The following is a 13,755-nucleotide window of genomic DNA, read 5'->3' as shown; positions in this document are numbered from 1 at the left end:
AATTTTATTAATTATGTTTTATTGTTTTTTTTAGTTTCCATTCCCATCGGCATATTACCTTCATCGTCTGTATGCGAAATCATAAAAAGACGTTCCGCAACAATTATTAGAATAATCCCAATTGCCGCAACGATAAGAACCAATGGATCATTCAGATATTTTATATAAAGGAAAGCTGATAGTACTGCTATATCCATTACAATTGCTATTAATGGAATGATAGGTTGAAATTTCACTTCCTTTTTAAGGTGGCGATAAAGCCCCCAATGGATAGCTATATCCATAATGAGGTAAAAAATAGCACCAATGGAAGCGATTCTTGTTAAATCGAACAGCACGGTCAATAAAATAGCCAGTGAAACCGTGAATATGAGAGCTGGGTTTTTAAAATTGCCCATTCTTTTTAAAGATGGTACTTGTTTCATATTGCTTAACATCGCCAACAAGCGTGATGCCGAAAAAACACTGGCGATAACGCCTGAAAAGGTTGCTATAATCGCTATTGCAATAGTAATCCAAGAACCCCATTCCCCGAAAACGGGTTGTGCAGCAGCAGCCAAGGCATAATCTTTAGCTTCGATTATTTCTGGGATGCTCAAACCTCCTGCAACAGCCAGTGCCAATGCTACATATATAATGGTGCAGATAAGAATGGAAAACACAATAGACCGCCCAAGGTTTTTGTGTGGGTTTTTAATATCCCCACCTTGATTTGTGATTGTTGTGAATCCTTTATAAGCAAGTATTGCTAATGCCAATGCGGCTACAAATCCTAATCCTTTTGGCAAGGATTCGGTATTTTGAGGGATATATTCTCCAGTAATATCTGCAAATCCAGAAACTATTAAGCCTGCTATCGCAAGCAATGCAATACCAGCTACTTTAATGATTGCTGTAAAAGTGGCTGTTGCGCCAATTACTTTATTCCCTAAAATATTTACGATATATGCTGTTACTAATAGCAGAATACCAAGAACGGATGCGTAACCAGCAAAGCTTTCTGGGAACAGCCGAAGGGTATAGGCTCCGAAAGTGCCCGCCACCAAACTTTCTGAAACTACCATTGAGACATACATCAACAAAGAAAAAACACCAGTTGTCGTTCCAGGTCCATAGGATTTGTTCAGGAATTTAACCACACCTCCCGACGATGGAAAAGCATTTGAAAACTTGACATAGGAATATGAACTGAAACCAACCACGATAGCTCCAGCAATAAAGGCAATCGGGAATAAGTCGCCCACCAATTCTGCTATTTGACCCATAAGGACAAATATTCCAGCGCCAATCATTACACCTGTACCTAGTGATATGGAACCTATTAGGGTAAGCTTATTGTTTTTGTTTGTGGTGTTTTTCATCATTATGTTGTTATTAGTTTTTGGATTTTTTTGAGCTTTTGATTAAAATTAAGGAACCGATAATACCTGCAATTAAGGAAGTAAACAGGATGCTCACTTTTGCTGTATATATAAAATCTTCGTTAGCAAAGGCCAATTCATTGATGAATAATGACATTGTAAATCCTATTCCACCAAGAAAGGCAACTCCGTAAATTTGATTCCAATTGACAGTATCTGGTAGTTTGGCAAGCTTAAAGAAAACTAGTAATCTCGTAAAAGAAACAATGCCTAAGAATTTTCCCAAAATCAATCCAGCACCTATACCCAAACTAATAGGGTCGAGTAACACTTTGCCTATTTCTCCGTGCAGGTGTATGCCTGCATTTGCCAAGGCAAAAAGTGGCAATACCAAATAATTCACAACAGGTTGTAGAGCTTTTTCTAATTTCTGAAGGGGAGTTTCGGCTTCAGAACTCGTGGTTTTGATTTCCTCTAATATTTCCAGCTGCTCTTTGGAAATAAGTGGACCTTTTACAGGTTTTATTTTCAGAAAACGAGAGTGCAGATTATTTAAACGCTTCAAAAAGGTGTTTTTGTTTATTTTTACCCTACCTGGAATTGCGATAGCCGTAAGAATACCTGCTATGGTAGGATGAATACCCGAAAAGAAAAAAGCTAACCAGACACCACCAATCCCAATAATGGCATAAAACCACGTTTTTCTAATCCCTGCATAATTTCCTATAATTAAAAGCCCAAAGAACAGTAAGCCGTGAAATAAATCCATTAACGAAATTCCAGAGGTGTAAAACAACGCAATCACCAATACACCGCCTAAATCATCAACTATTGCTAATGTAATTAAAAACACTCGTAATGCAACGGGCAAACGCTTTCCAAAAAGTGCTAACACGCCTAGTGAAAAAGCAATGTCTGTTGCCATAGGAATTCCCCAACCTTGAGAAGCTTCACCAGTAGTATTGAAGAGAAAATAAATAAGTGCTGGGAAAACCATACCACCTATGGCAGCACCGATAGGAAGTATAGCGTTTTGAGGAGTCGATAGTTTTCCGCCCAATATTTCTCGTTTTAGTTCCAAACCTACTTGAAGGAAGAACAATGCCATTAACCCATCGTTAATCCATCGTAATAGTGGTTCGGTAATTTCAAAGTTCCCCACGGCAAATGAGATGTCCGCTCTCATTAAACTGCGGTACATTTCTTGCCAAGGGGAATTGGCCCATACCATTGCAATGATAACGGTGATTAAAAGCAAAATACCTGTGTTGTTCAAACCTTTTGAAGTGGCACTAAACAAACTTTGTATGGTACTGTATGTTTTGTTTTGTAGCATTAGTTAACGGAACTTTATTTTTGGTTATTTACTTTTGATGTTATTTTTTTGGTATTGGTTTTTGGTTTAAAATTTCTAATAATAAGGCGGTTGCTCTTTTCATAGGTGAAATAGCTAATTGCCCAATTAAAACCAACCATTAATCTATTTCTAAATCCACTTATGGACATTAAATGCACAATTGACCATAACAACCAAGCGAAATAGCCTGCAAACTTGAATTTGCCTATATCAGCAACTGCTTTACGCTTACCTACTGTTGCCAATGAACCTTTATCTTTATATTTAAAAGGTTTAAGGGGTTTGTTATTTATAATATTCAATATTGAATTCCCTAAATATTTCCCTTGTTGAATTGCTGCCTGTGCTACTTGAGGATGTCCTTTTGGTGTGGCTTCTGAAATGAGAGCTGCTATGTCGCCTATGGCGAAAATATTATCGTAACCCTCTACTTTTAGATTACCATCGGTTTTTATACGGTTACCTCTAACTATGTGCTTTTCATTAATTCCTTTTGGAAATTGTCCTTTTACACCAGCTGTCCAGATTAGGTTTTTAGCTAAAATTGTTTTTCCATTTTTGGTAGTAACCTTTGATCCGTCAAAATCGCTTACCGATTCATTTAATAGAACCTTTACATTTAAGTCTTTTAAATACTTTAGAGTTTTCGAAGATGCTTTGTTAGACATCGTGCTTAACAATTTATCAATAGCTTCAATTAAATAAATGTTCATAATAGAAGAAGGGTACTCCGGATAATCCTTAGGAAGAATGTATTTACAGAATTCAGCCAATGCACCAGCCATTTCTACGCCAGCAGGACCACCACCAACAATAATAAAATTTGTCAGCGCATCACGTTCTTTATCATCACAAGTGATTGCAGCTTGTTCCAAATTTTGCAGCATCATATGGCGAATATTTAAAGAATCACGAATATCTTTCATTCCCAAACTATGATTTTCCACTTTATCCATCCCAAAAAAATTGTTGGTGGTACCTGTTGCCAATACAAGGTAGTCGTAATGAACTTTTCCCTTGTTAGTTATAATGGTATTTGAAAATGTTTGAATTTCCTCGACTTCGGCCAGACGGAACAATACATTTTTATATCCGCTAATTTGTTTTCTGAAAGGAAACACAATACTGTCAGGTTCCAAGGCACTCGTTGCTACTTGATAAAATAAAGGCTGAAACTGATGAAAGTTATTTTTATCAAACAATACTAACTGTATTTTTTTATGCTTTAATTTTTCCACTAATGCTAGACCTGCAAACCCACCACCTATAATAACAATACGAGGAAAGTCGGAATTTGGAAGGCAGATAGTATCTGTAATTTTGCAATTTGCATAATCCATAATAACTGGTGGTTTAGTATTTTTTATAATATGTTTACGTTTTTTTGGTTTTTAAATAATCCACGGTTTCCTTTACGGTTAAAGGATAGGTAGCGTTACCTGTCCGTACGTAAAAGGTCGTATTCGTTCCGTCATTTACATAAACAGGTTCTTTTGATGGTTCAATGTCTATGACACATATTTCCTTTTCATTTATAATATAAAAAGAAATATGATTGCTAAAACATGCTTCGTGCCCTAGCTGTATCGAAATTATCCTGAAAATTTCACGCTCATAGCCATCCCTGTTTTTGTGCTTAAGCGTTTTAAAATCTTTTTCAAGTCCCAGGGTGTTTCCATCATCGTCAACGCCAATAATTAATCTACCACCTGTTGTATTCATAAAGCCTACAATAGTTTTGGCAATGACTATCTCAAGCTCACGGTTGGTGGTTTTTCTGAAATAATCATAACGTATAGAGGATTTGAATTCTACCTTTTCATTTTCACCATCTTCAATAATATCAGTCAGATCTCTACCGAGTAGACGTTGCTGAGTATCAATAAGATTATTTTTCTTTTTAAGTTGAACAAAGAAAATTCCAGAGATCAACCCTAAAACAACTCCTAGAAGTGTTAATACTGTACTCATCCCTTTCATACTAAAACTGAAGGATTCCAGAAAACGCTCATTTAAAATTTTCAGAAATAGTGAAGTTGTAAAGGGTGTATGGCTATATTCAAACCAATACAGTACCATTGTAAAAGGGTGTACCAGGAAATAAAATACTCCTGCTCCCAATAATATATGAATGAATATAATCTTTAATTTTGTCATTGTTTTTTTAAGCTTTTATTACTTTAAATAATTGTGTTCTAAATTCATCAGACCTTCTCAATCCCCAAATTACTTATTGAATATTTTACTGAAATACATCCAAACAAATTGAATAAGGTTTATATCTTTAATGAACGATAAATTATCCCTTTTTTATTTGTACATTATAGAAAGCACCAATACAAGCACCAATAAGCCACCATAGAATAAATGTTTGAATAATGCCAAAGAAAGCTTCCAATAAGGTAATTTCCATTCTTATAATATTGGTTGTGTCCAGGCCATGTAAGAGGTTGTTAAAAAAGGCAATACTGCCTTCTTGTCCTGCTGTAACCATTACAATCATACAGCCTAAATAAATCAAGGCACCTGTAAGACCGAAAGCAAAACCGAGTTTTTTTATGTTAAATCGATACATAAGTTTAGTTTTAAATTAGTTGTCGGATTTTAAATTTTTTATTCTTCGTCTAATTCTTCCTTAGATATTTCGCTTTTTGCAAAGCGTTTCTTCAAAATATCTAGTGAGTTTTCTTTCGTTGAATTTTGATATTTCTGTAAATCATCAATTGAAAGATTTTATGTCATATTAATGATAGCTGCTCCTATCGGGTTTAAGAATATTTCAGTATTATTAATTGCCAGATGTGCCTCTAAAGTTTTTTTTACTCTTGTGATACAGCCACTACAGCTTATACCATCTGTTTGAAATTTCCGTTTCATCTTATTTAGTTTATTGTTTTTGATGGTGTTGATAATCTTTATGTTCTTCTTTAGGTATCTCTGTCGATTCCTTCTTATTATGATTGTGACTGGTTTTGTGATTACCGTGCTTATACCCACGTTGGCTATGTGACTTGTGAGGCATAAATAGATGAATTACGAACATAAAAAAAATAAAAACAAAGAGGGTTGAACCATCTCTTATACCAAAAGAGGGTGCTAAAAAGATAAATAGCAGTGGTAATCCACAGCCGATAACTATCCATATCCAGTGATTTTTCATTTTATTAGTTTTATTTTTGTTGAATTTAGTGATGATCTTCGTTTTGCATCTGCATAATTTTCTTTGTTATTTATATAATTTCATCGTAAAAATTTCGTTTCCAATTTTCTGTATTTTTATAGTCTGTCATATTCATCCCCACTACTTCTTTAAATTGTCTTGATAAATGATTAATACTACTATAATCTAGTATGTAACTTATATCAGAAAAGGAATGCTGTTTAAGTTGAATTAGTTCTTTTACCTTTTCAATCTTGAGTTTTATAAAGTATTTTTCAATAGATGTCTGCTCATTGGTAGAAAATAATTTACTCAATGTCTTGTAATCTTTATGAAGACTTGATGATAATAGTTCAGATGTTTTTACCTTAATATGTAACGGGAGTTCTTGTAATTGTTCTATTAAAATCAGCTTGATTCTTTCTACAAGTATTTCTACTTTGTTCTTAACGATTTCAAAATCATTTGTATGAAGTACGGTTGTTACTGCATTTAAAATTTCATCATTGTTCTTTTTTGGTGCTTCTACCAACAATCTTCCTAATTCTAAGGAAATTACGATTACTCCAAGTTCATGTAGTTCTTGCGTAATTACTTTTAAGCAGCGGTTACATACCATATTTTTAATCCAAAATTCTTTTGGTTTGCTCATAATATTTAATGTATTATCATCAAGTTTTAGCTCAAAGGTTTGAGAAATTTGCACCTAACAGAGTGCAACAAGTATTAGCCAGAAGTATAATTGTGGCTATAGCGGTAATGCAGATTAAATTTATACTGCGATGTAGAAAATCAAATTAAAAAGGTCTCGTTGACAAGTATTATATCTGTAGATAAGAGAGGCGGCCTATAGGCTTGAAAAGAAATTACGTTATTTTCTAGTCCCTCAAAAAGATTGATATAGGTATAAAAAAAAGTGTTTAAGAAAACCAAAGTCTCGTTTTCCGATATGTTATTGGATTTTTTGAAGGCGTCATCTCCTTTCTTTATCAAAGTGTGATTATCACAGCAGTCTTTTTCTTGTATTGATGTACATTGCTTGGAAGTATTATTTTTATGTTGAGCTATGTCCTTACAGGATTCTGCTTTACTAAAAAAAGCCATATCCATCAATTTATTACAGCAAAAGTGCAAATCTACCGCAAAAGAAGAGGTAGAGAACAGCATGAAAATTGCTAAAAAAAAGGTTGCTATTTTAGTAGATAAGGATTTCACACCATAAATATAATAAATTTTATTTAACATTCAAACGTTTTTAATTTTTTATGATATTATTCAATAATTATGACCTTTGTCATACAAAATTTAGTTTTTTTATAAATTTTATCGAGACATTTCAACGTATTTTTTAGGATTTAGGAATCATAAAAAACTGTTAAAGTATCTTATTATTAATTTTTTTTATATACATTAGTAAGCTAATGAAAGATTTTTTTCATAAAATAACATCGTTTTTTATGGCACTTATTGTGTTATTGTCAACCGTTTCGTTTACTGTTGATAGTCATTACTGTGGTGGTGTTTTAGTGGATTCCTCTTTATTTGGACTTGCTGAAACTTGCGATATGGAAGTTCAACTTCAGTCGCAGTCGTCAGAGTGTGATATCTCAAAAAAAGATTGCTGTAGTGATGAACAATTGAATGTAGAAGGGCAAGATATTTTGAGGATATCGTTTGACAAATTAGAAAAAGAACAACAGATATTTGTTGCTGCTTTTATCCATAGCTATATAAATCTTTTTTTTGAATCTCAAGTAGATTTAAATTCTTATAGAAATTACACTCCTCCTCTCTTGGTCAGAGATATTCACCTTTTAGACCAAACTTTCCTTATTTGATTTTTAAGTAATTAACACTACAGTCCTGCATTAATTTGTTTTGGGCATAACTACTTGTTTATTGATTTTTAAACAAAAAATATAGTTACTTAAATAATCATTTCTATGCTGAAAAAAGCATTATTTAAAGAATCAAACATAAAATATCGGAAACGAATAATCTTGATAAAATTTTCAAAATGAAAATATATTACTAATTGTAATTTGCAATTTAATGATATTTTGGATATTCAGTAACTAAATTTAAATCTTAAATCAATCAAGTAAAGTCTATAAAGAATTACTATTAAAAAAACGATTATTTATTATTTAACGAGTTAAAACTTTTTTCTATTGAGTTAAGAACTTTGTGAGAATTAACATTAATTGAAATTAATTATAAAAAATTATTAAAAATGAACAATTTAAAATATATAGCACTACTTATTTTAGTGGGTTCTCAAACTCTTTTTTCCCAATCTCTTTTTGAACAGTCTCAAGAAGGAAATAACCAAAATTTACCTGTTCACGAATATACTTTAACCATTAAAGAAGAGATGGTAAATAAGGCAGGAAAAGAAGTAAAAGGAATGACTATAAATGGAACAATACCGGGTCCAACCTTAGAATTTACCGAGGGAGAATATGCAGTAATTTATGTTAAAAATGAAATGAGTGTAGAAACTTCTGTTCACTGGCACGGTTTAATCCTTCCCAATTTTTTTGATGGTGTTCCCTATTTAACCACTCCACCCATACAACCAGGCGAAACATTTAAATATGAGTTTCCTTTAAAACAGTCCGGAACATATTGGTATCATTCCCATACAATGTTGCAAGAACAAAGCGGTGTTTTTGGTTCCATTATCATAAATCCTAAAGGAAAAACCTTGGAATACGACCAAGATTTAGTCTTATTACTTTCAGACTGGACAAATGAAAAACCAATGAACGTATTAAGAAACTTAAAACGCGGAAACGAGTGGTACGGAATGAAAAAAGGAACGTCCACACCATTAAACAAAGTAATTGCTCGTGGTGCTTTTGGAGCACAACTCGATTTTTGGAGGCAACGCATGGAAGGAGCTGATATAGCAGATATTTATTACCCTGCTTTTTTGGTAAACGGACAGCAACAGGCTGAATATCCTAATTTTAAAGCTGGAGAAAAAGTTAGATTGAGAATTATAAATGGTGCAGCATCTACCCAATTTTGGATGACATTTGGTGGTGATATGCCCACATTAGTTGCTGCTGATGGGCTAAATGTTGAACCCGTACAGAAAAACAAAACCTTTATTGCTATTGCAGAAACTTACGATTTTATAATAACCATTCCTCAAAATGGCAAGATTGAATTCAGGGCAATGGCACAAGATGGTTCAGGAACTGCTACTGCATTTATTGGAAATGGTAAAGTGCTTCCTGCGGAAGTAGTTTCAAAACCCAATAAAATTAAAATGATGCAAAAAATGGCAAAAATGGATATGAAAATGGGCGCACATGCCTTAAAATTTCAACCAAAAAAAGATGAGCGTTTTAAAATGAAGAGGGAATATGGAATGAAGATGGATAAAATGAGTGAAAAGAATTCTTCAGTTGATGAGGCAGGAATGAATGACGAAAAGAAGAAAATGAATATGCCCAAAGATTCAAAAATGGAGAATGATACTAAGAAAATGGAACATTTTGATATGAACGAAATGCAGATGGACAGAATGGATATGTTTTCAGAATACAATTACGATTACTTGAAGTCACATGAAAAAACAACTTATAAAAAAGATATTCCTGTAAAAGAAATTTTGTTGAATCTTACTGGAAATATGAACCGTTATATCTGGAGTATGAACGGTGTGCCACTTTCTGAAACCGATAAAATAAAAATTAATCATAAGGAAGTAACCCGAATAACGTTGAATAACCTTACAATGATGCATCACCCAATGCACTTGCACGGACACTTTTTTAGGGTGCTTAATAAAAACGGAGAATATTCCCCCTTAAAACATACCGTTAATGTACCACCAATGCAGAAAGTTACCATAGAATTTTATGGCAACGAGTATGGAGATTGGTTTTTTCATTGCCATATTTTATATCATATGATGGGTGGAATGGCAAGAGTTATAAGCTATGACACGCCTAGAGATATTAGATTGAAAGAATCTCCTGTTTCACAATTAATTCACGAAACAAATCAATGGTATTCATGGGGAATGCTAGATGCAGCATCACACATGACTGAATTTAATTTTACTACTTCAAACATTAGAAATCAATTCAATATAATGGCAGAATATGGCTGGAATCAGAATATAGAAGCCGAAGTTACTTATGAATACTACCTCCACGATTATTTAAGAATTTTTGGTGGTGTGAATCTAGAAAATGAATTGGAAGATAGTTTAGATGAAATTTCAACAACAGCAGTTGCAGGGATTCGCTATTTAACACCGTACTTATTTAATCTTGATGTTCGTATTGATAACAAATTACGACCACGAATTAGTTTAAGCCGTGAAATCCTCATTTTTCCGAGAACCGCAATTTTTGGTAGTTATGAATATCAAGCAGATTTTGGCTGGGTAGATACGCTTCCTGCTGGTAACAATTTTGCTAAAGAAGTTACTTGGAATACAGGTATAGAATACTTTTTGTCACGAGATTTTTCGTTAATGGCAAGTTACGACAGCCGTTTTGGAGCAGGTGGTGGATTATCAATAAGGCTTTAAAGGATTGTTCCTTTACGATTGCCATAATCTAGAACACAACGATATGGTGGTGGTACGGTATTTTAAAATAAAATAAACAAAAAAAATAGATTGATATGGAATAGCATTATTTATAAATTAAAACTGACAACAAATTTTTATTAATTCTAAAAAAACGTAAAATGAAAACAATTGTAAAAACATTATTAATTATGGTAGCAGTAAGCACATTAGTTAGCTGTAAGTCAACCTTTAATGCTGCTGAGACATTGGAAGTTCAAGACAATAGAAATGCAGTTTATCAGGAAATAATTTCAAATCCTAGTCAATTTAACGAATTTATAAACTTGGCACAACAGGATGAAGGAGCAAAAAAGCTAATGATGCAAAGTCATATGCAAATGATGGATTCTGGAAAAATGAAATCAATGATGGAGAAAAATCCTGAAATGAAACAAAAGATGAAATCAAATATGCAAAAAATGATGGAGGAAAACCCTGAGATGAAAGAAAAAATGCAGATGATGATGCTCGATAAAATGTTGGAAAAACCAGAAGGCAGAAAGATGTTGATGCAAAAAATGCATGAAAACAAAGAAATGCAAGGGGAAATGAAAGCGAAAATGATGCAAAAAATGAAGGAAAATCCAGAAATGATGGAAGAGATGATGAGAAAAATGATGGAAAACCCAGAAATGAAAGCGAAAATGATGGAGAAAATGAAGAATAAGAAAGAAGGTCCGAAAGAACATAAACATAATAAATAATATAACATTTATAACCAATAAAAGGTTGTAATTATGATGAGGTAGTGGCTTATCGGTAAAATTTAAATTTATGGAAGAATACAAAAAAAATAGTTTGAGTTTGACCGGTGCTGTATCTCTGGGTACTGGTGTAATGATTGGTGCTGGTATTTTTGCACTGTTAGGGCAAGTTGCAGAATTATCAGGAGAATTTTTTCCTATAGCCTTTTTGGTAGGTGCAATAATTTCAAGCTTTAGTGCTTATACATATATAAAATTATCTAACGCTTATCCTTCTGCTGGAGGTATAGCAATGTACTTAATCAAGATTTTTGGTAAAAGTGCCGTTGCAGCATCTGGAGCATTATTAATGGCGTTCTCTATGATAATTAATGAAAGCCTCGTGGCTCGAACTTTTGGTTCTTACACGTTACAATTATTCGGTATTGACAGTAGTAGTCTGTTAGTACCGCTTCTTGGAGTTGGATTGATAATCATTGCTTTTTTAGTAAATATAGCAAGTAATGATTTTATTGGTAAATCATCTTTTGTAATGGCAATAGTCAAAATTGGAGGTATTTCAATTTTTGCTATTGGTGCATTATGGGCTTCAGGATTCACTTTTTCAGAAGTCTTACCAAGCAGCAACATATCAGATTATCCTATACAAAATTATTTTGGGGCATTGGCGCTTTCAATTTTAGCGTATAAAGGTTTTACTACAATTACTAATAGTGGTGACGAAATAGTAAACCCTAATAAAAATGTTGGTAGAGCCATAATCATATCATTGCTCATCTGTACTATAGTTTATCTACTTGTTGCATTTGCAGTTTCTAGCAATTTATCTATTGAAGAAATTGTTAAGGCAAAAGACTATTCTTTGGCCGAAGCAGCCAAACCAGCTTTTGGTAAATATGGATTATGGTTTACTGTTGGGATTGCTATAATTGCAACTATATCTGGTATTATCGCCAGTATTTTTGCAGTTTCAAGAATGACAACTATGCTTACAAAGAAAGATTTAATTCCACACAAGCATTTTGGCATGCCCGGAAAATTGCAAAAGCACATGTTAGTTTATGTAGTTGTAATTGCTATTATTCTAACCGTTTTTTTCGATTTGAGTCGTATTGCATCTTTAGGAGCAATATTTTACCTAGTTATGGATATTGGAATTCAATGGGGAGTTCTTAAAAATTTGAAAGCAGAAATAAATGCAAACCCATTCATCATTATAACTGCCATTGTTCTTGATTTAATTGTGTTAGGAGCATTTCTATGGGTAAAAGCAACAACTGACATATTTATCATTTGGGTTTCAATCATTTCAATTGTATTAATTTTTATAGGAGAAAAAAAGTTTATAAAATTTAAAATGAATAATGTAAACGAATAAAATTAAAAAAATAAAATAAGATGATGTACTCATGGATTATAATACTGGTAATAATTATTATAGGAATTTTTATTTACGCAGGAAAAAACAAAAGTTTTATTGGTAAAAAAGAAACCCCCAATAATATTTTAGACAGACGCTATGCAAATGGGGAAATTACCAAAGAACAATACGAAGAACAAAAACAAATTATTAATTCTAAAAAATAAAAAATAATGAACTATTATTTTAATAAAACAGTCAAAGGCACTTTTGAAGAGGTAATCGAGAAAGTGACAGAGGGATTAAAGGAAGAAGGTTTTGGAATACTCACAGAAATTGATGTAAAAGAAACCTTAAAGAAAAAACTGGATATAGACTTTAAAAAGTATAGGATACTGGGAGCTTGCAATCCTCCTTATGCACACAAAGCATTGCAAGCTGAAGATAAAATTGGAACTATGTTACCTTGCAATGTTATTGTACAGGAAATTGAAAAAGGAACTATTGAAGTAGCAGCTGTAAATCCAATGGCATCTATGCAAGCTGTTGAAAATAAAAAATTAGAAAAAATAGCTAAAGAAATTACAGATAAGCTAGAAAAAATTATTAATAAACTTTAAAAATAAATATTATGAGAACATTAGGAATTATTATTTCAATTATAGGATTTGTAACGTTAAGTAGTTGCAACCAAAAAACTAATTCAAAAAACATGCTCGAAAATTCAGAAACAAGAACTGAGATTTATGAAGCAATTTCTAACAATCATGAATATATGACAGAATTTATGGATAAAATGCAAAGTAGTAATCATGGTATGCAAATGATGCAAGGCAATAAAAAAATGATGGGTACTATGATGCAGGGTAATGGCATGCAAATGATGATGAACGATAGTGTGATGATGAAAAATATGATGCAATCTATTATGAAAGATGGAAGAATGATGGGTACTATGATGAAAATGATGCAACAAAATGGTATGATGAGCAATGATTGTATGCAATCCTCAATGAAAATGATGAATGATAAAGGAATGGACATGAAGGGAATGAAAAAGTAAGTTACTATATAACCCAAATACCTAAGCATAACCTAAAGATTTTAAATAATGATGCACAATAAAGGAGATTATTATTACTAGAGAATACATATGGGTTGGTGGTTTTTCATACTTCTAATTGTAATAGTATTTACAGTGTTATTTTTTAATTCCACA

General features: G+C 32.6%; 15 protein-coding genes. 8 read left to right on the top strand and 7 right to left on the bottom strand.

Annotated features, from left to right (window positions below):
- Positions 1 to 11: 11 nt before the first annotated feature.
- The 7 genes from HGB55_RS12395 to HGB55_RS12365 all read right to left on the bottom strand — a co-directional run bounded on the left by HGB55_RS12395 (position 12) and on the right by HGB55_RS12365 (position 6,530).
- Positions 12 to 1,361, bottom strand: a complete 1,350-nt coding sequence (locus tag HGB55_RS12395) for an APC family permease (protein ID WP_168817239.1) — start codon at positions 1,359 to 1,361, stop codon at positions 12 to 14.
- Between the two features lie 13 nt (positions 1,362 to 1,374).
- Positions 1,375 to 2,697, bottom strand: a complete 1,323-nt coding sequence (gene nhaA, locus HGB55_RS12390) for a Na+/H+ antiporter NhaA (RefSeq protein WP_168817216.1) — start codon at positions 2,695 to 2,697, stop codon at positions 1,375 to 1,377.
- 14 nt (positions 2,698 to 2,711) lie between these two features.
- Complete coding sequence (locus tag HGB55_RS12385) at positions 2,712 to 4,058, bottom strand: NAD(P)/FAD-dependent oxidoreductase (RefSeq protein WP_168817215.1); 1,347 nt, start codon at positions 4,056 to 4,058, stop codon at positions 2,712 to 2,714.
- A 34-nt stretch (positions 4,059 to 4,092) separates the two neighbouring features.
- The gene (locus HGB55_RS12380) at positions 4,093 to 4,875 is read right to left on the bottom strand and encodes a helix-turn-helix domain-containing protein (RefSeq protein ID WP_168817214.1); all 783 of its coding nucleotides are present in this window, start codon (positions 4,873 to 4,875) and stop codon (positions 4,093 to 4,095) included.
- A gap of 142 nt (positions 4,876 to 5,017) precedes the next feature.
- Positions 5,018 to 5,293, bottom strand: a complete 276-nt coding sequence (locus HGB55_RS12375; protein ID WP_168817213.1) for a DUF5676 family membrane protein — start codon at positions 5,291 to 5,293, stop codon at positions 5,018 to 5,020.
- Between the two features lie 312 nt (positions 5,294 to 5,605).
- Positions 5,606 to 5,878 carry a hypothetical protein gene (locus tag HGB55_RS12370; RefSeq protein ID WP_168817212.1) on the bottom strand — a complete coding sequence of 91 codons (273 nt, stop codon included), beginning with the start codon at positions 5,876 to 5,878 and terminating at the stop codon, positions 5,606 to 5,608.
- 70 nt (positions 5,879 to 5,948) lie between these two features.
- Positions 5,949 to 6,530 carry an AraC family transcriptional regulator gene (locus HGB55_RS12365; RefSeq protein ID WP_168817211.1) on the bottom strand — a complete coding sequence of 194 codons (582 nt, stop codon included), beginning with the start codon at positions 6,528 to 6,530 and terminating at the stop codon, positions 5,949 to 5,951.
- A gap of 414 nt (positions 6,531 to 6,944) precedes the next feature.
- On the opposite strand from HGB55_RS12365, the gene HGB55_RS12360 reads away from it, so the two are divergent.
- From HGB55_RS12360 to HGB55_RS12325, 8 genes are all read left to right on the top strand, one after another.
- Positions 6,945 to 7,100 carry a hypothetical protein gene (locus HGB55_RS12360; RefSeq protein ID WP_168817210.1) on the top strand — a complete coding sequence of 52 codons (156 nt, stop codon included), beginning with the start codon at positions 6,945 to 6,947 and terminating at the stop codon, positions 7,098 to 7,100.
- A gap of 199 nt (positions 7,101 to 7,299) precedes the next feature.
- Positions 7,300 to 7,716 (top strand): hypothetical protein, encoded by a 417-nt coding sequence (locus tag HGB55_RS12355; RefSeq protein ID WP_168817209.1) that lies wholly within the window; start codon positions 7,300 to 7,302, stop codon positions 7,714 to 7,716.
- A gap of 395 nt (positions 7,717 to 8,111) precedes the next feature.
- Positions 8,112 to 10,430, top strand: a complete 2,319-nt coding sequence (locus HGB55_RS12350; protein WP_168817208.1) for a multicopper oxidase domain-containing protein — start codon at positions 8,112 to 8,114, stop codon at positions 10,428 to 10,430.
- A 161-nt stretch (positions 10,431 to 10,591) separates the two neighbouring features.
- Complete coding sequence (locus HGB55_RS12345; RefSeq protein ID WP_168817207.1) at positions 10,592 to 11,176, top strand: hypothetical protein; 585 nt, start codon at positions 10,592 to 10,594, stop codon at positions 11,174 to 11,176.
- A 70-nt stretch (positions 11,177 to 11,246) separates the two neighbouring features.
- Positions 11,247 to 12,554 carry an APC family permease gene (locus tag HGB55_RS12340; RefSeq protein WP_168817206.1) on the top strand — a complete coding sequence of 436 codons (1,308 nt, stop codon included), beginning with the start codon at positions 11,247 to 11,249 and terminating at the stop codon, positions 12,552 to 12,554.
- 20 nt (positions 12,555 to 12,574) lie between these two features.
- Positions 12,575 to 12,763, top strand: a complete 189-nt coding sequence (locus HGB55_RS12335; RefSeq protein WP_168817205.1) for an SHOCT domain-containing protein — start codon at positions 12,575 to 12,577, stop codon at positions 12,761 to 12,763.
- A 6-nt stretch (positions 12,764 to 12,769) separates the two neighbouring features.
- Entirely contained in the window at positions 12,770 to 13,156 is a 387-nt protein-coding gene (locus tag HGB55_RS12330) for a DUF302 domain-containing protein (RefSeq protein WP_168817204.1), read from the top strand.
- Positions 13,157 to 13,167: 11 nt separating this feature from the next.
- The gene (locus tag HGB55_RS12325; protein ID WP_168817203.1) at positions 13,168 to 13,599 is read left to right on the top strand and encodes a hypothetical protein; all 432 of its coding nucleotides are present in this window, start codon (positions 13,168 to 13,170) and stop codon (positions 13,597 to 13,599) included.
- The last annotated feature ends 156 nt before the right edge of the window (positions 13,600 to 13,755 follow it).

This window comes from Lutibacter sp. B1 (genome assembly GCF_012524075.1).
In the GTDB taxonomy this organism is placed as follows: Bacteria; Bacteroidota; Bacteroidia; order Flavobacteriales; family Flavobacteriaceae; genus Lutibacter.
The sequence above is the reverse complement of the archived record's forward strand: the minus strand, read 5'-3'. Positions and strand labels throughout refer to the sequence as shown.